This window comes from Exiguobacterium sp. s11, from assembly GCF_018619015.1.
Taxonomy (GTDB): Bacteria; Bacillota; Bacilli; order Exiguobacteriales; family Exiguobacteriaceae; genus Exiguobacterium_A; species Exiguobacterium_A indicum.
Window position 1 is genome coordinate 57,597 of record NZ_JACSNF010000005.1, and the last position, 19,823, is coordinate 77,419.

24 protein-coding genes are annotated in these 19,823 nt (G+C 45.3%); 8 read left to right on the forward strand and 16 right to left on the reverse strand.

The features are described from left to right. Positions 1–3: 3 nt before the first annotated feature. On the reverse strand, positions 4–906 hold the full coding sequence (locus KNQ12_RS14190) for a S8 family peptidase (protein ID WP_251055861.1): 903 nt from the start codon (positions 904–906) through the stop codon (positions 4–6). Between the two features lie 650 nt (positions 907–1,556). On the opposite strand from KNQ12_RS14190, the gene KNQ12_RS14195 reads away from it, so the two are divergent. Then, positions 1,557–2,009: a JAB domain-containing protein gene (locus KNQ12_RS14195; protein WP_353047631.1), complete on the forward strand. Its 453-nt coding sequence runs from the start codon at positions 1,557–1,559 to the stop codon at positions 2,007–2,009. Positions 2,010–2,625: 616 nt separating this feature from the next. Here the strand turns inward: KNQ12_RS14195 and KNQ12_RS14200 are convergent. Both KNQ12_RS14200 and KNQ12_RS14205 read right to left on the reverse strand, forming a co-directional pair. Then, positions 2,626–3,063: a hypothetical protein gene (locus KNQ12_RS14200; RefSeq protein ID WP_053451902.1), complete on the reverse strand. Its 438-nt coding sequence runs from the start codon at positions 3,061–3,063 to the stop codon at positions 2,626–2,628. A gap of 76 nt (positions 3,064–3,139) precedes the next feature. Beyond that, positions 3,140–3,346, reverse strand: a complete 207-nt coding sequence (locus KNQ12_RS14205) for a hypothetical protein (protein WP_053451903.1) — start codon at positions 3,344–3,346, stop codon at positions 3,140–3,142. 515 nt (positions 3,347–3,861) lie between these two features. On the opposite strand from KNQ12_RS14205, the gene KNQ12_RS14210 reads away from it, so the two are divergent. The 5 genes from KNQ12_RS14210 (at position 3,862) to KNQ12_RS14230 (ending at position 7,185) form a co-directional block, all read left to right on the forward strand. After that, positions 3,862–4,065 (forward strand): hypothetical protein, encoded by a 204-nt coding sequence (locus KNQ12_RS14210; protein WP_214749370.1) that lies wholly within the window; start codon positions 3,862–3,864, stop codon positions 4,063–4,065. A 212-nt stretch (positions 4,066–4,277) separates the two neighbouring features. Next, the gene (locus KNQ12_RS14215; protein WP_214749367.1) at positions 4,278–4,472 is read left to right on the forward strand and encodes a hypothetical protein; all 195 of its coding nucleotides are present in this window, start codon (positions 4,278–4,280) and stop codon (positions 4,470–4,472) included. Between the two features lie 152 nt (positions 4,473–4,624). Next, a complete protein-coding gene (locus KNQ12_RS14220) occupies positions 4,625–5,455 on the forward strand; it encodes a ComEC/Rec2 family competence protein (protein ID WP_214749550.1) in 831 nt (276 codons plus the stop codon). Then, positions 5,452–5,676: a DUF3006 domain-containing protein gene (locus tag KNQ12_RS14225; RefSeq protein ID WP_029343425.1), complete on the forward strand. Its 225-nt coding sequence runs from the start codon at positions 5,452–5,454 to the stop codon at positions 5,674–5,676. The genes KNQ12_RS14220 and KNQ12_RS14225 overlap by 4 nt, the downstream gene beginning before the upstream one ends. Before the next feature lie 81 nt (positions 5,677–5,757). Further along, positions 5,758–7,185, forward strand: a complete 1,428-nt coding sequence (locus KNQ12_RS14230; protein WP_214749364.1) for an SIR2 family protein — start codon at positions 5,758–5,760, stop codon at positions 7,183–7,185. Positions 7,186–7,243: 58 nt separating this feature from the next. Here KNQ12_RS14230 and KNQ12_RS14235 read toward each other — a convergent pair whose 3' ends face one another. The 4 genes from KNQ12_RS14235 to KNQ12_RS14250 all read right to left on the reverse strand — a co-directional run bounded on the left by KNQ12_RS14235 (position 7,244) and on the right by KNQ12_RS14250 (position 9,689). Next, positions 7,244–7,405, reverse strand: a complete 162-nt coding sequence (locus tag KNQ12_RS14235) for a hypothetical protein (protein ID WP_214749361.1) — start codon at positions 7,403–7,405, stop codon at positions 7,244–7,246. 84 nt (positions 7,406–7,489) lie between these two features. Beyond that, the gene (locus KNQ12_RS14240) at positions 7,490–8,953 is read right to left on the reverse strand and encodes an ArdC-like ssDNA-binding domain-containing protein (protein ID WP_214749358.1); all 1,464 of its coding nucleotides are present in this window, start codon (positions 8,951–8,953) and stop codon (positions 7,490–7,492) included. 5 nt (positions 8,954–8,958) lie between these two features. Next, complete coding sequence (locus KNQ12_RS14245; protein WP_214749355.1) at positions 8,959–9,237, reverse strand: hypothetical protein; 279 nt, start codon at positions 9,235–9,237, stop codon at positions 8,959–8,961. Further along, positions 9,234–9,689 carry a hypothetical protein gene (locus tag KNQ12_RS14250; protein WP_214749352.1) on the reverse strand — a complete coding sequence of 152 codons (456 nt, stop codon included), beginning with the start codon at positions 9,687–9,689 and terminating at the stop codon, positions 9,234–9,236. The genes KNQ12_RS14245 and KNQ12_RS14250 overlap by 4 nt, the downstream gene beginning before the upstream one ends. Before the next feature lie 109 nt (positions 9,690–9,798). Here KNQ12_RS14250 and KNQ12_RS14255 point away from each other — a divergent pair, with 109 nt between their 5' ends. After that, positions 9,799–10,263: an SRPBCC family protein gene (locus tag KNQ12_RS14255; protein WP_214749349.1), complete on the forward strand. Its 465-nt coding sequence runs from the start codon at positions 9,799–9,801 to the stop codon at positions 10,261–10,263. A gap of 46 nt (positions 10,264–10,309) precedes the next feature. Here KNQ12_RS14255 and mobP2 read toward each other — a convergent pair whose 3' ends face one another. Next, positions 10,310–11,479, reverse strand: coding sequence for a MobP2 family relaxase (mobP2, locus tag KNQ12_RS14260; RefSeq protein ID WP_214749346.1), 1,170 nt, complete (start codon positions 11,477–11,479; stop codon positions 10,310–10,312). After that, positions 11,472–11,723 carry a hypothetical protein gene (locus KNQ12_RS14265; RefSeq protein WP_214749343.1) on the reverse strand — a complete coding sequence of 84 codons (252 nt, stop codon included), beginning with the start codon at positions 11,721–11,723 and terminating at the stop codon, positions 11,472–11,474. The genes mobP2 and KNQ12_RS14265 overlap by 8 nt, the downstream gene beginning before the upstream one ends. Positions 11,724–11,860: 137 nt before the next feature. Here KNQ12_RS14265 and KNQ12_RS14270 point away from each other — a divergent pair, with 137 nt between their 5' ends. After that, a complete protein-coding gene (locus tag KNQ12_RS14270) occupies positions 11,861–12,028 on the forward strand; it encodes a hypothetical protein (RefSeq protein ID WP_214749340.1) in 168 nt (55 codons plus the stop codon). 422 nt (positions 12,029–12,450) lie between these two features. Here the strand turns inward: KNQ12_RS14270 and KNQ12_RS14275 are convergent, their stop codons facing one another. The 7 genes from KNQ12_RS14275 to KNQ12_RS14305 are packed head-to-tail and all read right to left on the reverse strand — an operon-like array spanning position 12,451 to position 19,812. Continuing rightward, positions 12,451–13,290 carry a hypothetical protein gene (locus KNQ12_RS14275; protein WP_214749338.1) on the reverse strand — a complete coding sequence of 280 codons (840 nt, stop codon included), beginning with the start codon at positions 13,288–13,290 and terminating at the stop codon, positions 12,451–12,453. Next, the gene (locus KNQ12_RS14280) at positions 13,291–13,848 is read right to left on the reverse strand and encodes a hypothetical protein (protein ID WP_214749335.1); all 558 of its coding nucleotides are present in this window, start codon (positions 13,846–13,848) and stop codon (positions 13,291–13,293) included. Between the two features lie 13 nt (positions 13,849–13,861). After that, the gene (locus tag KNQ12_RS14285; protein WP_251055860.1) at positions 13,862–14,968 is read right to left on the reverse strand and encodes a lysozyme family protein; all 1,107 of its coding nucleotides are present in this window, start codon (positions 14,966–14,968) and stop codon (positions 13,862–13,864) included. Beyond that, complete coding sequence (locus KNQ12_RS14290) at positions 14,968–16,911, reverse strand: VirB4 family type IV secretion system protein (RefSeq protein ID WP_214749332.1); 1,944 nt, start codon at positions 16,909–16,911, stop codon at positions 14,968–14,970. The genes KNQ12_RS14285 and KNQ12_RS14290 overlap by 1 nt, the downstream gene beginning before the upstream one ends. Positions 16,912–16,918: 7 nt before the next feature. Next, positions 16,919–17,578: a hypothetical protein gene (locus KNQ12_RS14295; protein ID WP_214775479.1), complete on the reverse strand. Its 660-nt coding sequence runs from the start codon at positions 17,576–17,578 to the stop codon at positions 16,919–16,921. Continuing rightward, entirely contained in the window at positions 17,559–17,870 is a 312-nt protein-coding gene (locus KNQ12_RS14300) for a DUF5592 family protein (RefSeq protein ID WP_214749326.1), read from the reverse strand. The genes KNQ12_RS14295 and KNQ12_RS14300 overlap by 20 nt, the downstream gene beginning before the upstream one ends. 4 nt (positions 17,871–17,874) lie before the next feature. Continuing rightward, the gene (locus KNQ12_RS14305; RefSeq protein ID WP_353047630.1) at positions 17,875–19,812 is read right to left on the reverse strand and encodes a pLS20_p028 family conjugation system transmembrane protein; all 1,938 of its coding nucleotides are present in this window, start codon (positions 19,810–19,812) and stop codon (positions 17,875–17,877) included. Positions 19,813–19,823 lie beyond the last annotated feature (11 nt).

The following is a 19,823-nucleotide window of genomic DNA, read 5'->3' on the forward strand; positions in this document are numbered from 1 at the left end:
ACATCATTCCTCCTTAAATTGTATTAAACCATCACCAAATATATTCTTTGAACCTAGTTTTTCAGAGTGTTCTTTTAATCTCTTAATAATAGTTTCATTGTCTTGATCATTGATAACAAGAGATATGACTCCAGTTGCATATGCTGTTGAGAATGAAGTGCCTGATTGTAATTTTAGTTTACCGTTTAAGTTTAATACAGGTACATCTACTCCAGGAGCAACAAAATCAACCTTTCCTTTTCCTGCGTAAGAATATATTGACTTATTCTTGTCGATTGCTGAAATCGAAAGTACATTTTGATATCGGGCAGGGTAATCTGTTGACAAACCAAAAGTATTTCCAGTAGCTGCTATAATAAGAATTCCGGCATTCGCAGCTCGCTTAATGGCTTTCTTTAGAGATAAATCACTATATGAAAAGCCATAACTCATATTAATGATATCGACTTCTTGCGAAATAGCCCAATCAATTCCTTTTACAGTATTTTTTATTTTACCATCTGCTTGCGAATCTAAGACTTGAACATCGTATAGTTGGACATTTTCGTTAATTCCAACTCTAGTATCTTTAAAAGACGTTGAGACAATAATACTAGCAATCATAGTACCATGCTCATTTTGGGCTGATGTTTTAAATGAATTATCGAGAGTGTTGTATTCTTTAACAACATACTTTTGGAGGGAATCTACTTGTTTACTTATTCCGGAATCTAAAATTGCAATTTTCGTAGGACGATTTTTATCTGAGTTTTCGATTTCTTTTAAAAAAATTGAACAAATAGCCCAATTTTTTTCTTTACACCCGTTATCGCTAGGAACTGCTTTTTTATGAGAAATACAACCCGATAGAATCAGTAACATGGTAGCAATCAAACACGTAATTGCATTCGATTTTTTGTTCTTCATGTGAATATTATCCTTTTTAAATTAAAATGAAATACATAGATTCTGAAAATATTTTTCACTCCTTACGCAAAAAACATAACATATTTATCTAAAAATGTAGCAGTGTAGAGTGAAAATCTTTCACTAAATATTGTATTTTTTGTGAATTTTGTCATTATTTTCAGTAATACTTTGACTAAACCACATTCGTTCGTTTTACTCCGATTTTTTTAAATATTACATTAAATCTATCGTTTGTAGGCATGTACAAAGACAATTACAAGGTATACGTTGCTGTCTTTACGATGCTATTTTATTTGGAATGTGTAATACGATAAACAATCATTTATTTTGAAGGTATGGAACAGAGCGGTACCGCTCTGTCTGATGGAAAGGGACCGCAAGCCGTCCTGTTTCCGTACTCTAGCTCGCTCCTCGTCGGCGCAAGGGCCATCAAAAAAAGCCGCTGCCGTTCCTCGTCTTCCTCCGCGTTTTGGCTCAAAGCCAGCTTTTCGCTCGCGGGCTCCGGAAGCCTTCGTCCCGGTGCGCTGTCCGCTTTTTTTGATCTTTCTCTGCGGTCACCCTTGCGCCGCCTCGCGACGCTCGCTGCGTTCCCGTCAACAGGACGGCACCGTGTCGGACTGCATTCCACTCGCGAAAGGAGCTTTTCCATGAAACTGACTACACTCGTTGAAATCACCCGTATCCGTCAAGAGGTCCGAGAACCAGACGTCGCACTCGAGACAACGCATATCACGTCCCCTGAGGACGCGTTCTGTGTCGCCAAACGCTTCATCCAGGACGATGACCGTGAGGTGTTCCTCGTCATCCTGCTCAATACGAAGAACCGCGTCATTGCCGTCCATCGGGCACACGTCGGTAGCATCAACTCGAGCGTCGTCCACCCTAGAGAAATCTTCAAGTCCGCCATCCTCAACAATGCGACGTCACTCATCGTCAGCCATCAGCACCCGAGCGGTGACCCGCATCCGTCACGTGAAGACATCGAGGTGACCGAACGGCTCGTTGAGGTCGGACGCATCGTCGGCATCCAGCTACTCGACCATATCGTCGTAGGTGCGGGAGACGAATACGTCAGCTTGAAGGCACAAGGTGTGCTGTAAAGAGATGATAGAGCGTAGACGGACGGGACAACCCCGTCCTGTCCGCGCGCAAGGGCATGGACGAAAAACGACAACGTTTTTCTTTTGAGAGAGCGCAAGCGAGTAAGGAATGGATTCGTCCCGAATCCAAGGGCAATGAGAGACCCGCAGTGGACGGATGATCCACTGCGGGTGAGAACGTACATCTGGTCTGTTCTATGTAGAAGGGTGTTATGGAGGATGCAGTAGTGAGACAGTAGTGGAGTGTACGAAGGTTCGAGGAGAGATAGCTGATTGAAGTGAATCGATCCTCTTGTAGATAGGTAGTGATGCTCTTTCTACTGGATGTACAACAGAAGAAGAATTTTCGGGCTCATGCGTGAGGCTGTAGGCTGCACGCAGCGACACCCTCATCGCACCGCTGCCCTCCTGCCGGACCGATAACGAGAGCTGCACATCGCTTGCGCGAGGCATCTCTATGTTCCTGTTCCTTACGACGGAAGGCACGGAGCGTTTTAAAAATAGAAATAATTAATTTAAAATATAGGTCTTATCACAAATACTTGGTTATTAATAAAAAAAACCAACAGCCAATTGACTGTTGGTAGAAGAGGAAGTATGGGGAAAGGGGAGGGGGTTAGTCTACTTTAACCAAAAAAGCGAATTGTCCGTCACCATTGGACCACTTTGCTTTGATTTCATAGGCATACGTTCCTGTTTCTTTCGGGACAGTAACGGCATCGCCAGTTAAAGTAACTTTTTCAGCATCTTGCTTATCTTTCCAACGAACGATCTCAATAGATTCCGGTTCGTCTTCAAACGAAATATCGATTTTTTTATTTGAGGATACTACAGTTGGTTTGCTTTTTTTCGTCATATCGAGTCCGTCGACATATACTTTATCGACACATTGGTTGCGCAATAGACCATCCCAACAAAATGATCCTTGAACCGTTGGAATATCTTTTCCTTGTGCTTCTACTTTGGGGTTTGGTGGTTCCCCACGAAAAGGGTCAAACACAAAAAATAGAACAACCAATACTACTAAAACACCCATCCATTTAAATTTACCCATAAAACGCTCTCCTTTGATAAAGATGATTTTTAAAAAAGTTTAAGTGTTCTTATTGAGTGGCTTGTTCCTCAACAAATCATTCTTTTAACTCGAGTTCATCGTGTCTCCCCATGATAGGTGAGATCGTTTGATTCTCAAATGCAGTTTCATACGTATCAACTACAGTTTGAATATATTCGCCATCTTCAATAAGAACTTCTCCATAAGCAGGAACTGGGTTGTGCCAATCCATTTTCTCATCATGGATTGTTGCAAATAAATATACTTTTCCAGATACAAGCATTTCTACTCTTCATACGTTCACAATACTTTATTACCTTTTATAATATAACGATTTTATGTAATTTACAATTGTATACAAAGTTATATTTTGGAAAAATTATTTTGTGACAGAATTGAAGAAGTTTTGCAATGCATGGATGAGCGAAGAAGTGAGTGAATGGACGGAGTTCTATGGATAGAGGATTGATGTTTCCATAGTAATGCGGACGACATAAAGACTTTCGAGCTCATGCGTGAGGTTGTAGGCTGCACACAGCAACATCCTCATCGCACTGCTTCGAACCGATAACGAGAGCTGCGACTCGCCTGCGCGAGGGATTTCTACGTTCCTGTTCCTTGCGACGGAGGGCACGGAGCGTTACATAGAATTATAAAAAGAAAAATAAAAGGTTAGGGTTTAGTGGAAGGAATGGCATACTAAAGGAAAGATTCTTGTCCACGTATGAGATCGTCGTTAGTGCTTCGGTCGTGAATGATGTGTCGTATGCGAGGATATCTAAAAAGGAGAAACTACATATGAAATTTGACGGATCGACTGATGTATTAGGTGCAGCACTTACAAATGCCCCTCTACTCTACCTCGTACCGATTTCATTTGGACTTTTCTTATTGATCGACTTCTTGTTTACAAAAGAAAAGAAGAGCTTTTTGAGCCGGACCGGTAAGATATTATTGGTTCCGTTCATTTTGATCGTAGGTGTACTTATTTATCTCTATTGATTCGATGTGCGTAGGAAACACTAATCATTTTTATGACAGTAACGATCTTCAAAAGGTCGTTTCTTTTTTTATGTGTGAAAAATTAATCGTACATTGTTTCGTAATGACCCAGTTATCTTATATATCATTTCGCTTATCTTATCTAAGGTAATTCGTACAGACTCTAAAATCATTCTATGCTGTGCTTAACAAAACGATTAGGGGTGGAGTACATGAGTATAATTGAGATGTTTGAGGTCATGGAGCAAGCAAAGGAGAAACAGGTACCAGATAAGGTAACATTGATTGATGCCCAGCTTCGATTCGTACGAGAAGTGGATGGTTCGGTTGAGCATGTGACATGGTTCATTGATGTTGATCGACTGACAGACTTCATGCAGACACACTTTAACAAGCAGACCCATTAAGGTCTGTTTTTTTGTATAGACTTACATATAAACTAACCTATCAATAAAAATAAGTGGGTGGGAAATATAACCAACTTTATCCTGGTATTCACTGTATACTGAAGATAACTTACAAATCGAGAATGGAGCGATGAAAGGTGAAGCGAAAATGGATGGGGGCTAGCTTAGCGCTCGCAAGTGTTGGATTACTCGTTGGACCACAACAAAGTGCAGAAGCGGTGACCCCTAAAATCAAGGTCCACTATATCGATGTTGGTCAAGGCGACGCGGTTTACATCAAGATGCCAAGTGGTGAAGATATCGTCATCGATGGTGGCAACAAGGGGAAGGGCGATGAACTCGTTGCCTATCTGAAGAAACAGAAGGTCGGCGACATCGAGGTGTTGATCTCGACGCATCCGGATGCCGATCACATCGGGGGACTCGATGAAGTCCTCGACTCGTTCAAGGTCAAGAGCGTCTATGCACCAAAGGTCAAGCACACGACGCAAGCCTATAAGGACTTCTTGTTAGCGGTCAAACGCGAGAAGCTGACAATCAAGACGGCGAAGGCGGGTGTCTCACTCCCGGTTAAAGGCGTGAAGGCGCAGTTCGTCGGACCTGTCAAAGACTACGCGAAGAGTGATCTGAACAACTGGAGTGCCGTCTTACACGTCGCCTACAAGAAGAACACTTTCCTGTTCACGGGAGATGCAGAATTGAAATCGGAACAGGACATGATCGCGAAGAAGAAGACGCTGCGTGCAGACGTCCTCAAGGTCGGGCATCATGGGGCGAAGACATCGACGAGCGCGACGTTCTTAAAATACGTTAAACCGAAGTACGCCGTCATCAGTGTTGGGAAGAATGCCTACGGACATCCAACGAAGGAAGTCGTGACGAACCTGAAGCGTGCGAAGGCGACGATGCTGCGGACGGATAAGAGCGGCACGATTGTCTTTGAAGGGAACGGGTCGTCCTACACGATCAAAAAGTCGAAATGACGAAACGAAAAGGAATCATCGACCGGATTGAGGGGAAGTGGGTCGTCGTCGAGTTCGACGATGGGATGCGCGACATCCTGATTTCCCGCTTCCCGATGACGGTAGAATCCGGCGATGTCATCTGGATGGATGAATACGGTCATATCGAGAAGGATGATCGCGAACGGGAACGACTCTCCAGTGAAATCGATGAGTTGATGGAAGAACTATGGGAAGACTAACAGAATAAATAATTTCGGAGCATATACGAATAAAATAGTGATTAATGATCGTCAAAGAAAAATTAATGGGGGTGAACTGCTGTGTATGAACAATATTTAGAAGATTCATATCGAAGATTAAAAAGTATAATTGATGACAGTGGAACTAGACCGATATTATTCGTAGGTACTGGAATTTCAAGAAGATACATTGGGGCTCCATCATGGATTGGTTTGCTAGAACATTTAATCGAAAAAAATCCGAATTGTAAGTACCCAGTTGCATACTATATTCAAAATACAGCTGATAATCCAGAAATTGCAAGTTTACTAGTTGAAGAGTACAAAACATATGCTTGGGACAATTACAAAGAATCAATATTTCCAGATGAACTATTTGAAGCAGACACTTCATCCAGTATGTTTTTAAAACATGAAATCAGTTCTTTTTTCAAAAACCTAAGCCATTCAATTGATTTAGAAAACCATGAATATGCAAAAGAAATAGAATTACTTAGAAAATTGCAACCACATGCTATTATAACGACCAATTATGACATGTTAATTGAATCGTTATTTCCTAAGCATTCAGTTATTGTAGGACAACAGGTTATCAAATCTAAAAAAGCTTTAGATATTGGACAAATTTTAAAAATACATGGATGTGTTAATACTCCACAAGAAATAGTAATTTCTTCAGAAGATTATATACATTTCCATGAAAAGCGTAAGTATTTAGTAGCTAAGCTTTTAACTTTCTTTATGGAGCATCCAATAATATTTTTAGGGTATTCTATTTCTGATCCTAACGTAAAAAAAATACTGGCTGATATTTCTGAAGTTGTAGCTGAATCAGATTCAGAAATTGTAGAGAACATTTGGTTTGTTGAATGGAGCGAAGTTCCTATTGGTTATGACCAAAAGCCATTAACAGAAAAAAGTATCGACCTAGGATCAGGAAAAAGTATTAGAGTAAACTACTTAATAGTGCATTCATACGAAGAATTATTTGAGAATCTAAATCAGAAAGACGTATCAGATATATCTGCTTTGAAAATACTTGAAGAAAAAGTTTACAACATCATTAAAAGTAAGTCTATTACTGATCTTGAAGTTGACTTGATCACTATGAGTAGAGTTGAAGATGAAAATTCTTTGGCTAATATGTTAGGCATAAAAAGTCATGACGAAGAAGAAACTCAATCTACAATTGAACAAACAATTCTTGGGTTAGGAACAATAAGTGATCCAGAGCAATTGAAAGCTACTTATCCTTACAGACTAAGTGATCTAGGAACAAAGCTCGGCTTCAGTTCATGGCATAAAGTTAATAAGGCTTTAGTGAAAATTGAAGAAGAGACAGGTTTCTCTATCAAAGATTCAAGCAATCGTTATCATGTTGACTTAGGAGTAGTTTCTCCTCTTCACCGATACTCTAAAGAAGCATTTGTTCTAGTTTCAAAGGTAATAAATGGCGAGGAATATGAAGTGTTTAATGCTAACGACGAAAAAATTGAAGTTACTAGATAAATTAATACAGATAATTTAAGAAGGAAGCTCACTTTCAAATTAGTGAGCTTCCTTCTATTTAGATACTAAGGATTTCGCTAGCTTTTTTCTCAGCAGTTTTTTCATCTGTCCAGTCCATTTCAGACAGCATACTCGCTTGCACCTTCTCGATTTGTTCACGCGTGTAGCCGAGCTGCTCCATTGCGATGGCAGCATAAGCAATTGCTTGATTGTTAGTCATGGTCAATCCTCCGTCTTGTCTGTATTGTCAGTTTTATCCTACTTTTTTATAGTACTTGATTTTAAAAGAGGAGAGGACATCTTTTTAACGGCTACGGAAATCCTGTTCCGGTACATTGAATTGACGCGTCACGATTTGTCGGACCTTTTCTAAATCACGATCTTCCGTCGAAATCATCTCGTCGTACCATGCCTTTTCAAGTACTTGCTCGGTCTCCTTACTGACGACTTCTGTGTTCAGTATATGATGGTATGGACCCATCGCATCATCGAGGATGCGAAAGTGTTGGCTGATCGGTTCTTCGCCCGGGATGACGAGCGTATAGGCGACAGTCTCATGTTCGTCGAAGTCCCGATCGTTGGCTTTTGCGAACGGTTCGAAGAAGTCTGTCGCCCCATGGACGAGCATCATCGGTTCGTCAAACGATGACAGGTCTTGTTGCGTATCCTGCTTAGCGATGCTCGTCAGGTAAGCACCGACGTCCTCCGGTGAATGTTGCATGATTCGTTCTAACCGTTCAGCTAACGGTAATCCGTGTTCTGTGATCTGTGTTTTCTGTTCGATATACTCAATCATCTTCAGAGGTGATGCTTCGCGTTCCAAGACTTGCTCCTGCTCGAGCGAAGTATGGATTTCACGGATGAAATGACCCGATGTCTGATGGACTTCGTGCAACAGATCTTCCTTGTCGCGCAAGTCTCTGCCTTGCGTCCAATTGGCGAGATACGATAAGGAAAACTCGTCCGTCGGAAAATTAAAGTGTGCTGCGACCGTGTAAGCGACCATCTCCGCTTGGAATTCCTTCTCATGCGGATTCAACTCGATTCCGCGTTCTTCATTCCTTTCCATGTTGTGCAGATTGGCATGCGCGAGTTCATGGATCAGGACGGTCACGTTCTCGATGTCCGAGTTGCGGGGATTCAAGGCTATTGCGTTCAGTTCCGGATAGAAGCATCCTTTCGCGGTACCAAGCTCGCTTAATGGCTGATCGAGTACTTTAACGTCTTGTGTTTCAGCGATTCCGTTCAACGCGCGGCGAAACGATTCCGCCTCGCGAAGCGATCCATTTCGATGATAGGAAGCAAACAGCTCAGAGACTTCAAGTCCCTTTTCCCGTGCATCGGTCTGTGTGTACTCGAAGACATGACCAATCTTGTAGTACATCGCTTTCCGCGTCGGAAGAGAACCTTCCTTGGCACGCTTTTGCTCCGTCTTCGTTGCTTCCTTCCATGCCACCCACTCCGTCTCTCGTTTGATGAATGTAACGGGAGAAGGGACGAAGATTTTAATCCCTTTCTCTCCTTTTTGAACCTGGACACCTTGCTTTTCCCAATACGCATAAGAACCGACCGCACGGGCACCTTGGAACTGCTCCTCGATCAACAGCATGTTCCGCGTCGAGTAACGATGGAACCGGCTCATGAAGTCGAGATGTTCCTTGATGCTCTCCTGACTGACGAAGTGAGAAACGAGCTGTGTCTCCATCTTGTCGGTCAATGTTTGGACTTCCTTCTGGTAATCCTCACGCGTCTTCTTCTTGTATGCCATACCACTCACGCTCCTTCCGACGAAACGGACGAATCAGCAGCACCTTCAAAATCGTTTAACTCTTCTAATACCATCGGGTCGGTAGCCAGTCGATCCAGTAGTAGATGACGGCGATTACGTGATACCGGGAGTAATACCAAGGGTTCTTCCTGTAAGAGTTGCAGTAGCGCGTGTTCCTCCTGTAAAAGGGGGATGTCGTAGCGCGCTTGATGAATCATGACGGTGACGTGGGTCGAATGCAATTCGAGAAATGTCGCGAGTGTGAAGGCTTCGAGTCGTCTCATTTGTGGATCATCCTTTCTTCATCCGAGTGTTTAAGTTGCTTGCGCTGGTCGATTCGTTTTTTGACAGCCATCTCTGCCGTCTCAAGAAACGAGGGACGGTATTCGGTCGTCGGGATGATGTCCTCGATGCTCTCCGTCTGCATCAAGGCTTGTACGAGTTCGATCAATACCTGTGTTTGAAGGTCTGTTTGTTGGACGCTCTTTCGTAACGGAGAAAGACTTTTTGAAATTTGTTCTTCCCAGAACGACGTCAACTCTTGCTCTATTTGTTTCGAGACGGAACGACTGACATAGTTCAAGTCCCATTGCTTCTTGATCATCTCTTGATAGTCGCGGATGATGTGATCGATTGCCGGCCCAATCCCAGACAACCGTTCTCTCTCCCGGTATTCCTCTAAAAATTCAGCGGTCACGGCACTCATCTTGATCCGGACTTGTTTTGTTTCCTCCATTTGTATGCTCCTTCCTATAATCATGAACTATAAAAACGGCTACCAAAGAAACAGGATTCCGTTCGAATGGTATGATGAACAGATAAATTAGTTGAAGCGAGGTACAGACATGTCAAAAGTTCATTTTTACGATTCTATTCTATTGATTGATGCCCCTATTGAAGAGGTATACGATTACCTGACGAAGAATGAACACATTCTGAGTTGGAGTAACATGACTAAGGATCATATCTATGCAAACGGAGAACCATTGCAATATTCATACGCGGGTCAGAAGCTACAAGTCATCCAAGAGCATCGTGGAAAAAGGTATTCCGCTGATGCTTGGATCGAGAAAATCGAAGCACCTTCCTTCATTGATCTCAGAACTGCGAATGAGATCGGAACGATGATTGGTCAATACCAGTTGCAATCAAAACAGAATCAAACAGAGCTACAAATCGATTTAATAGTGGATACACCGAAATGGGCTTATGCTATTCTTTACAAACTCTCCAGATCAAGATTGAATCGAATGTACAATGAAGAATTCCAGCGTTTGAGTGACTATGCGATCCAAATGAATCGTCGATAAAAAAATGCTGGTTGTCATCCTTTTATCGTAGGGGTGACTTTTTCTTTTAACGATCGTGATCGATTTCTTGCTGCAGAAGTTCAAACGCTTTTTGATTTTGTATGTGTTCCCACTCATCATTCATGTGTCGTCCAATCCGATAGAGTGTCTCTTGCATGATTCGTTCACGTCGAAATGCTAATCGGATTTTTTGCTTAGGTGAGGGTGTCTTCGACTTCTCAAGCTTCGGAGACGACTTATCTGATTCACGCATCTCGGACAGGATGGCGTTTCCCATCCGCGTGTAGAGATCCTGTTCTTTCGTCTTCCGATAAGTCGATGCTTGCGATGCCGATCCGTAACTTCGCTCGTAGAATGCGACCTCCGTATTGAGTCGTTGCTTGAACGCAGTGTGTTCTTTCTCGAAGTGTGTCGTAAGGTATGTGTCAGTGAATTGATTGAGTGAAGGACGCAGATTTTGCATGCCGTTCATGTTGTAGTACCACTGCCGTCTATCGTCCGGTAGTTGTTTCTGAATCGCTTTATACTGGCGTACGAGTTCCGGATGTAGCACGCGATTTGAAACGGATAGTGTTGCATGCTTTCGTTTGTGCGCCAGAACTTCATCACGGATGAAGGCATTCAACTTCTCCTGTTCCCGTGTCCGATCGGCAAGTGTCTGGACGACTTGTGCCTTCATCTTCTCGATCGTTTTCGGTTTGCGTTTGCCGCGTTCACGTGGATGCATCGTCTCAACTGTCGCGACATGGATATGGATGTTATCCGTGTTGTAATGGATCGCAGCGGTCCATGTCGCATGTAGCATCTGTTCTTTTTCAATCATCAGCGCGGTTGCGTTCCGTGTTGCCTGCATCAACCGTTGTTCATCGATGTAACGATTTTCTTTGACACCGACTTCCTGTAACCACGCTTCATCGAACGAGATGACATCCTGCCAGAGGATGCTGCCGTTCTCTTGTGCCCGACGGAAGATATCGCGTAACTGCTCTCGTTCAGTCGCGTTCAACCGGTCTTGCGTCGCCGTGAAGAGACCGCTTGATTTCAGTTCATCTTCCATATAGTCGTGATAGTTTTCGAATTGATGCGACCGCGCTTTCGTCTCCGGACGATCGATGTAACTGAGGTAGGTCGTATAACGACGCGCACGTCGGGTTGGTCGGGTTGCTTGCGGCAACTTGAACTTCGACTTGATGATGACGCCGGGAATGTTACTCATCCTGCATCACCTCACGGAAGAGTGTAGTCAAGAGTTCGAGTTCGGTTGCACTCCGCTTGAGATGCAAGGTATTCGCTTCGAGCTGTCGTTCGAGGCGTGCGATCTGTGTCGACTGGATACCATCCGAGCACCAGGTCGTCAACAATCCTTTCAATAATTCTTGTCGGGAACACATCTGTTTCTCCGCCTGTTCGTCGATTTGTTTGACGAAGATGGGATCGATGTCACGAATCAAGAGATCCATTCGTCTTCCTCCTTCCATTACGAAAGTGAGTCTCAATGTTCTAAAAAAGTTAAATGACTTTCGAACAATTGCTCCGTTCCTCCTGTCATTAGAAGTGAGAAAGGTAATCCTACATAGACAAAGAACGGAGGAAACATATGCAATCCATCATCGAACACGGTTACACACTTGGAGTAGCCGTGAGCGTCTCCTTGATCGTGGAACTTTTAAAAGTCCTGTATGCGAAGATACGCAGACGTGAATCTGTCTCAGTTGATATGAGTGACGCTTCTAGTGCGAAGAAAGAATCAATCGGTATGAATTAATAAATTTTTCCATTTGTTGAAACCTCACCCTTCCGAATGCTGTATAAGGATGAGAGGAGGAGATGGAAGATGTCGGTTTGGGTGCTCGCGTTGTTCGGATTAGCTTTTAGTTTTGGTTCGTTTTATGTCATGTTGAAAGTATTTGAGTCGTTAAAAAGATAATCCTAGAACACATTCAACGAGCCGCGATGCTCGTTTTTTTATTGGATTAGATAGAAGAACGATCAAGTTCTCCAGTCAAAAATCAGAAGCAGTAAAAAGCAAAGTGGATCTAAAATTGTGAAAAAGAGCATAAGGGGAAACTGCTATCACGCAGCGTGCTAGCCTAGGCGGAGCCTAGTGTTTCCCTGATATCATCAAAATCGCCAAAAGGTCACACCGCGTGTCATTAAAAACGGTATTTTGGCACGGTGTTTGCCACCTTACCATTTCAATTCACGCGCTTTAATGCGCAATTGATCCTGTCTTTTTTCTTCTTGCGTGAGTTGTTTTTTCAATTCCGTTTGTCTTAACAGTGCATCTTCTTTGTCTTGCTTCAGATTGAAGATTTCATCCTCACGTTCGACTTGTTCATCGAGTGTCAGGTCGGGTAAGGTGGCTTGTTTTATCTCAATGTCTTGTTCAATCTGTTGGATGAGGGAAGCTTGTTCCATCTGTTCACGCTTCATTCTCTTGATCCGTTTTTGACTTTGTAGGTGCTCGTCAGCAAGAAAAAGTTGCGTGTAGTCATCCGCTTGTTGCTTAGAAAGTGATGTCTTTAGAACACGTCGCTGATCCATATAGAGTGATTCGACGAGCGCGTCTTCTCGCTTCGTAGCACTTAGCTTCTCGAGTGACTGTTCAGGCTTCATGACATACAAACGGAGGGCTAGCTGATCAAAGTCGCGCGGTACATCTTCGATTTCGAAGACGTAGTGCTCGTCCTGATGATAGACGACGCGTACGCGCTGCTCATCTATTGGTCGTTCCTTATACGCGATTCGTGCCACAAGTTTCGACGCGTAGTTTTGAGGTTGATCGAACTGGAGACGGACGCGCATTTGCTTCCGTCTCGTATCATGTGACCAGTCGAGAAGCGTGACGGTCTGTCCATTTGCCAACCGTTTTTCTTCGCCGATAAGTGTCGCGTTGATTGGTTGTTCCTCAGCAAAGAAGAGGGAGGAGAAACCGAAAAACAGAAAACCAATCAAGAAGAATAGACCTGTTCCGAGATACAAGCGCGACCAGTCACGCGTCAACGTCTTTCGTTTTCCTGGATGCATTTAGACACCTCCTGACGTTTGAAGACTCTTCATCTGATCGACGATGTATCGTCCATCTTGATGCTTAAAGGTCAGTTCAATTAATTCATCAGATGTCTCTTCATAGTCGTTTGAATCGATCGTCAACGTCCGTTTGAAGCGGACAAGGCAATGCTTCGGATCGTCACGGTTCAGAAAGACTTCGATGTCAGCGACGGAGGCGGTGAACTTGCTATCACTGCCGTTGCTAGCAAACAATGTCCGTTTAATGGACTCCGACATATACTGATCAGCTTGTCGTTTGCGTGTCGGATAGGTCCCGTCCTCCCATGTAAAGGCGAACGTGATGAAGCGTTCCGCACTCTTAGAGATGATCGATTTCTGTTCTTGCTCTTGTTCATTAATTGAGATGGGCGGATCTGACACCGTTGTTTTTGGTAACACTTTCTTCTCGTCTTTCTCGACGATTCGATGCGATTCATCTGCTGCCGTGGAACGATATTGATAGACATTGGCACTGATCGACAGCAGCAGACAGAACAACACGAGCCACAGGAGATGACGACTCGTCAATGCCATGGTGCATCCCTCCTTATAGCGAAAACAGTGGTGCCGGATCAATGTGACCGGACCAATCACTCGTCTTAAATTCGATGTGCAGATGATTCCCGGTCGAACGTCCGGTCGATCCACACATTCCGATGGCTTGACCAGCCTCGACCTTCTGCCCCGTCTTGACTTGGCGTGCAGAAAGGTGGGCGTAAGCGGTGATCCAGTTGCCTTGTTTGATCTGAATCAGCTGCCCATATGGTCCGCGTAAGCCGCTATAGGTGACGGTACCGGAGCGGACGGCGTGGACGGTATCCGTATCGTGGCAACTGAAATCGATGCCTGTATGGACGTCCGTCTTTCCGAAAACGATCCGTGATCCGAATCCCGACGTCATCTGCAGCGGAATGTCGAGCGGAGCATGTATCTTTCCTTTGATGGGTCCTGTCTTGCCTTCTGCTAGTACGGTCGGTGTCAGATATCGGAGGACGGCATCGACATATTCGATGTCACCGTAACAGGCTTGATGCTCGATTGCGCTCGGACGATGGCATTGATAGATGCCGCTCTTCTTGACGCGTTGGTACATCATCTGGGAAAAAGAAATCGCGAGTTGTTTCGTATAGCGTCCTCCGTTTTCTTGAACGTAATCAATGAAACCACCCCCGAAGTTGTAACTTTGGAGCGTCAACTTAACGTCCTCATTCGCTTGCCGGAAGACCGACGCGAAGTGTTTCACGCCGTAACGAATGCTTTCATTAGGCGAAGTGATGCAACCAATCCGTCCGCACTTCGATTCACTCGCTTGCATCGGATCGTTCCCGCGTCCGCCACTTTCCTGCATCATCAACGCAAGGACGACGTTCGTCTGTCCCTCGAGCTGTTCCTTCTTCAATTCACGCGCAATTGCTTCGCGATATTGCAGGACATCATCACTGACTTGCAGACTCGCATCCGAGTAAGCGATTGGTGTCTCCGTCGCCTGTTCATTCTCGATCCCGGTCAATGTATCGAGAATACCTGCGACGAGGATGATCAGTAGGAGAAGCAGAAGCGCGATTCCGAGAGCAATTAGACGATATTTTAAGGTCAGGAGTCGCCATTTCATCCGGACGGCGACGCGTGCCGACTGCCGGACCGTACTCCACATCAGGCACCACCTCCGAACAAGGTCAGCTCCTCGGGCGAGACATCAACATCAAAGATCAGCGTCTTCACACCGGAGATACTGAGGACGATCCGTCCCGTCTCGAGCGACGGAATCAACCGCGTCTCACTCTCCGTCAACTGTCCGTCGAAGACGGTCTGGATCGTCGGGATGCTCTCGGCGTCTTGTTCGCCGATGAACTTATACTGCGTCAGTTGGAACAACGTCTTGACGTTCTCTGCGTTCTCCGACTTCGAACCGGTCGGAACAAAGTCCGTGATCAAGTGCGAAGCGAAGAAGATACCCCCGAAGTATTTCCGCGCTTCGCGCATGAACTGTTGCAGGTATAAAATCGCCGGTTGCGCGATATCACGCGTATTGATTAGGTGATGTGCCTCATCGATGACAATCAGATACTTGAAGGCATCTTCGATTAATAACTCGCCCTGGTTGTAGCTACGGAGTTGTCCGGCACCGTTGAGGATCATCCCGTCCCACAGCATGTTCATCAGATTGAAGACCTGTGCCTGAAAGATTTCGTCTTTCAGATTGGTCAGGTTGCGTAGTGGGAATGAGACAATCGCTTCCTCATCGAATCGCTCGATCGAAGAATGTCCGTCGAAGATGTTGCCGTAGTTGTGGACAAGATTCGTGATCGCGAGTTCGATGTTCTCAAGCCGGCGGACACGGTTCGGACTGATCGTCTCGCGGATTGTCGTCCGAGCGGCGTCCACATACAATTCAGAGCGGACGAGCGCTAAGAAGTCGGAGAAGACCGGATAGGTGTTTGCGGGGTGCGTCGTGATCGGCGCGTCGCCGTCCTCGTTCCAGAGCCCTTTCTCAAGGTAGAGTTGCCGTAAGAGAATCTCGAACTCGTTCGCTTCTTCCTGCGTAGCTGCCGGATTGATGTAGTGATAGAAGACCGCAATCTTCGACAGGTGTTGCATGAACGAGAGCGCCTCATCTGCCGATCCGTCGGCGTGCGTCACCGTCTTATAGACATGGAGCGGATTGATCCGCCCCGCGGAACCGTCGAGCGCGATTTCCTTCCCACCAAGCTGTCGTACGAGGTCGGAGAACTCGCCCGTCACGTCCAAGATGCGAACATGATTGCCTTTGATGGCTTGATCAAGGACCGTCTTCTTGAGCAACGTCGACTTACCGGAGCCCATCTTGCCGATCATCAAGGCGTTGTAGAACTTCCGTTGTTTGTCCTTATGGAACAAGTCGAAGATGACACTCCCGTTCGTATCCGTCGTCCCGTAGTAAGTCCCCGTCGGATCCTGTAGCGACGTGAAATGGAATGGGTAACCTCCCGCAATTGACAGTGAAGGGATCTCCTTACCGCGACGTCGGTTCGGTAGTTTTTGTTGTTGCTCGTAGCTGAGGAACAGGCTCTGCCATTCCCATTCCTGTTCGTTCAGGAAGACGGTTGCGCGGAAGTTCCGCGCTTCGAGTTCCTCCATCACATCCTGGACTTGGCGTTCGAGTGTCTCAAGCGTCTTTGCTTTGACGTAGAGCCGGAGATGCAGATATTTCATGGTCTCACCCTGCGTGATCTGTTCGTAGAGTTCATTCAATTCCTTATATGTCTCGCGCGCATCAATCCGGTCGACATTGTCCTTTGCATTCTCGAAGCGCGTATTCTGCTCCGCCATCGACTTGTTGATGGTCCGAATCATCTCTCGTTTATCCGCCGTCCCGATGTCGAGCGTCGTCAAGACACCGGGGAGGTTGAGGATCGGTTCGAGCCAAAAGTCGTAGACGGTCGATTGATACTTATAGACATGGAGGCAGGCGAGGTACCCGTCACCGGTCCGGACATAGTTCGGTTCGAAGCGGAGTCCGCCTTGCGGCTGGATGGTTTGAACGAAAGTCGGGTTGTAGCCATCCTGTCGTTTGATCGTCTCCGGGTCCTGCTTCCGTAGAAAACGTGTGCGCCACATGGCACCATCACTCCTTTCCGTCCTGAATCGGTTTCGTATTCGGGTTGTGCAGTTGGAACAATACATGCGTTTTCTGTTCGAGTGTCAGTTCGACCATCGGGTTGCTGCGTCGAAGCAGTTTCGTCAATTGATGCTTTCGTTCCCGGAGCATTGCCTCATCCGGCGCATAAAAAAAGAGGAGATAATCACGATTGGTGCGATGCTCCTCGAGGTAAATCAGTTCCTGTTTCTTCTTCTGCAGAAACGGACGATAGGCAGCGTTTTGATTTTGCCGCAGCTGTCGTTCGATCCGTTGTTTCTGTTTCTCCAAATTGAGCGGTGTATTGAGCGGAATCACCTTCAACGGATGCATATACGCCTGTAACAGATAGGCAAGGGAGAAGATGTCATGATCCTTCTCCGTCTCGGACAAACCGTAGATATCCTTCGAAGTTAGCTGGATGATATCGCAGAATGTCCCGTCCTGCATCTCGAACCCATCGAGCACTGTGTCATCAACGATCGGTAGCAGAGAGGCGACAGATGGCGGGATCCGGACGCGTTTTTCATTCCGTATTGGAGGTGTCGTCAGTTGCATCTCATCGAGCCAAGTAATGTCTGTCGTCGGAATTGTTTTAGATCGTTTCTCTTCCGATAAACTCATTCCATCACGCCCCTCTCGATTCATCCTTGCCGTCGGTCAATGCGATATACGTGTCCTTCTTCTTCACCAGCGCGTAATAGAGAACGTGAACCATCCGTTTCTCTGGATTCGTCGTCGGCCGGATGACGATGAATAGTCCGAACGCGACCAGGAAGAGCGTAAACGGCAGATGCAAGACGTCCGGGATGAATGGAAGGGCAATCAACCGGACGATGATCAAAGCGACGAGAAAGAGTAAATCATAGAGGTAAAGCATCTTATTGATCTTCAGCTCGGTCGTGACTTCGTTCGGAATTCGGTACTGGCGCTGGTGCATGGTCTCACTCCTTTTTCGGATCTAGCCGCGGGACATCGGTCGAGTACATCCGGGACGACTCTGACGTCACACGTGTCTGCGTTCGTTCGATGTGCTTGAGTTCTTTTTGTGTCGTCGTCTCCAGTGTTTGATAGATCGACTTTCGTTGCCGCTGTGTTCCGGATGATGTTTCCTGTGATTCAGTGATAGAAGGTGAAGGATTGCTCGTTCCTGAAGAGGAAATTGTAGGTGCTGCGTCTTCAGGTGTATTAAAAGAATGTTCAAATACGTTAGATTTCATATCAGATGTTGACCCTGAGTGAACAGAAGATGGATTAGGTACACGAGATCCAATGGGTTGTTCCGACGGTGAAGTAGGTTGCGATGCGACAGTTGTTTCAGAGGGATTGAACGCATCAGGTGAAGTAGTCGGTTGTTCCTTCAGCGATCCATCGGGCATCTTCGGTTGTGAAACAGGTGTTTGCGATGATGACGGAGTAGTCGCAGGTGATTGTGATGAGACGGAGTCCGAACGGCGTGGCATGGACTCTTTTGATATGGTTGCAGTCGGACTCTCCGAATTCATATCGTGCGTCGATAAATCAGTGGATTCAATGCGCTGGTTCTCTTGTCCAGTTGGTCGTGAAGTGCGCTCTTGTGCTTGCGAACGAAATGGCACACTGTCAGACGAACGATCCGGACGACCCGTTGGTGTGCCACCATTAGGTGGTGGGTTCGGTGGTAACTTTGTACTGGCAGCTTCTGAAGCGGATGGAGTAGTTGGTCGTGATGTCCTCTTCATCGTCTGTCCAGCGACACGAGCCCCGACTTTAGCTGTACCTTTCCCGACAGCATACGCACCAAGTGCGACACCCCAACCACGTTTCAGACCCGCATCAATCCCGAAGAGGCGTTCGACCATGTTTGGTCCATCAATCAAGGCAGCGGAGAAAGCGATCAAGGCGATCAAATAGGCGAGACCATCGAGTGTATCAGCAAGATAAGCCGTCCCAATCGTGTAGAGCTTAATCGAGACGAAAATCAAGATAATGACGAGGAATGTATTCAGGATGCTTTGAATGACTTTCTTCGTCTTTTGTCCGCTGTGCAGGTCGGCGGGGGCGACTAAAATCGCTAGAACATAATTAAAAGCCAACTCGAACGAAAGGCGAGCCAGCTTGTAGGCAATCGAGAAGAGGGTGAAGCCCATCACGCCAAGGGTGACAAGAATCGTCAACCAGTTCGGATGATAGCGATAGTAGTACTGGTTATTCCAATCAAGTCCGCTTTGATCGAGTTCGCCTAGTACTTCCTCACTACCGTCCCAAAGAATAAATGATTTTGAAAGTTTTGATCCAGTAGTGGAGATGTCTAGTTTATTGCTATCGAACACCTCATTAATCTGTAATCCTTTGATTAATTTGGTTGGAACATTATTTTTTGCGTCGTTTTCTGTATAGTTTTTAAAACCATTTTTATCATATGCTACTAAATCATTTAAATTTTCTTTGAGTATTGATTCAGATATAGTTTCCTTTTCAGAACCAAATAGACTGCCACTTTTAACTTGATTGACTGCCTGATCTGTGAAGTCATTTAGTTGTTTCATTGTAGGTGAGAGAAGTCCTAAAATCATCAATGAGATGAAAATATTGATAAGAAGACCTTCTCGATCGAATTTCTTTTGAAAAATGATGAGATAGCCTGTAAAAACAAAGCTGGCGGCTAATAGTACATACAAAAAAGGTTGAATCGTCTGAACGAATTCAACCACTTGAGGATTATTAAAGAATGTTTTGATCATCAAAATATCATCTGTAAGACTTTCGAGAGAATCAATCAACAAAGAAAGCCCTCTGACAAAAATCCAACCCACAGTTCGTAAAGCGTCGTTAACTAGATTACTTAAATTGAAAAGACGTTCGAATTCGGTAAGTTTCTGGATAACCTGAGCATCAGACATATCTATCCAGA

What these genes read in the sequence shown, in the direction of transcription:
- KNQ12_RS14200 (WP_053451902.1), bottom strand. Translation starts at nt 3,063, where the DNA reads ATGGGTAAATTTAAATGGATGGGTGTTTTAGTAGTATTGGTTGTTCTA.
- KNQ12_RS14190 (WP_251055861.1), bottom strand. Translation starts at nt 906, where the DNA reads ATGAAGAACAAAAAATCGAATGCAATTACGTGTTTGATTGCTACCATG.
- mobP2 (WP_214749346.1), bottom strand. Translation starts at nt 11,479, where the DNA reads ATGAGTAACATTCCCGGCGTCATCATCAAGTCGAAGTTCAAGTTGCCG.
- KNQ12_RS14275 (WP_214749338.1), bottom strand. Translation starts at nt 13,290, where the DNA reads ATGCATCCAGGAAAACGAAAGACGTTGACGCGTGACTGGTCGCGCTTG.
- KNQ12_RS14235 (WP_214749361.1), bottom strand. Translation starts at nt 7,405, where the DNA reads ATGACTAACAATCAAGCAATTGCTTATGCTGCCATCGCAATGGAGCAG.
- KNQ12_RS14250 (WP_214749352.1), bottom strand. Translation starts at nt 9,689, where the DNA reads ATGGAGGAAACAAAACAAGTCCGGATCAAGATGAGTGCCGTGACCGCT.
- KNQ12_RS14265 (WP_214749343.1), bottom strand. Translation starts at nt 11,723, where the DNA reads ATGGATCTCTTGATTCGTGACATCGATCCCATCTTCGTCAAACAAATC.
- KNQ12_RS14195 (WP_353047631.1), top strand. Translation starts at nt 1,557, where the DNA reads ATGAAACTGACTACACTCGTTGAAATCACCCGTATCCGTCAAGAGGTC.
- KNQ12_RS14245 (WP_214749355.1), bottom strand. Translation starts at nt 9,237, where the DNA reads ATGAGACGACTCGAAGCCTTCACACTCGCGACATTTCTCGAATTGCAT.
- KNQ12_RS14215 (WP_214749367.1), top strand. Translation starts at nt 4,278, where the DNA reads ATGAGTATAATTGAGATGTTTGAGGTCATGGAGCAAGCAAAGGAGAAA.
- KNQ12_RS14305 (WP_353047630.1), bottom strand. Translation starts at nt 19,812, where the DNA reads ATGTCTGATGCTCAGGTTATCCAGAAACTTACCGAATTCGAACGTCTT.
- KNQ12_RS14205 (WP_053451903.1), bottom strand. Translation starts at nt 3,346, where the DNA reads ATGCTTGTATCTGGAAAAGTATATTTATTTGCAACAATCCATGATGAG.
- KNQ12_RS14225 (WP_029343425.1), top strand. Translation starts at nt 5,452, where the DNA reads ATGACGAAACGAAAAGGAATCATCGACCGGATTGAGGGGAAGTGGGTC.
- KNQ12_RS14285 (WP_251055860.1), bottom strand. Translation starts at nt 14,968, where the DNA reads ATGTGGAGTACGGTCCGGCAGTCGGCACGCGTCGCCGTCCGGATGAAA.
- KNQ12_RS14280 (WP_214749335.1), bottom strand. Translation starts at nt 13,848, where the DNA reads ATGGCATTGACGAGTCGTCATCTCCTGTGGCTCGTGTTGTTCTGTCTG.
- KNQ12_RS14295 (WP_214775479.1), bottom strand. Translation starts at nt 17,578, where the DNA reads ATGAATCGAGAGGGGCGTGATGGAATGAGTTTATCGGAAGAGAAACGA.
- KNQ12_RS14240 (WP_214749358.1), bottom strand. Translation starts at nt 8,953, where the DNA reads ATGGCATACAAGAAGAAGACGCGTGAGGATTACCAGAAGGAAGTCCAA.
- KNQ12_RS14220 (WP_214749550.1), top strand. Translation starts at nt 4,625, where the DNA reads ATGGGGGCTAGCTTAGCGCTCGCAAGTGTTGGATTACTCGTTGGACCA.
- KNQ12_RS14300 (WP_214749326.1), bottom strand. Translation starts at nt 17,870, where the DNA reads ATGCACCAGCGCCAGTACCGAATTCCGAACGAAGTCACGACCGAGCTG.
- KNQ12_RS14255 (WP_214749349.1), top strand. Translation starts at nt 9,799, where the DNA reads ATGTCAAAAGTTCATTTTTACGATTCTATTCTATTGATTGATGCCCCT.
- KNQ12_RS14210 (WP_214749370.1), top strand. Translation starts at nt 3,862, where the DNA reads ATGAAATTTGACGGATCGACTGATGTATTAGGTGCAGCACTTACAAAT.
- KNQ12_RS14270 (WP_214749340.1), top strand. Translation starts at nt 11,861, where the DNA reads ATGCAATCCATCATCGAACACGGTTACACACTTGGAGTAGCCGTGAGC.
- KNQ12_RS14290 (WP_214749332.1), bottom strand. Translation starts at nt 16,911, where the DNA reads ATGTGGCGCACACGTTTTCTACGGAAGCAGGACCCGGAGACGATCAAA.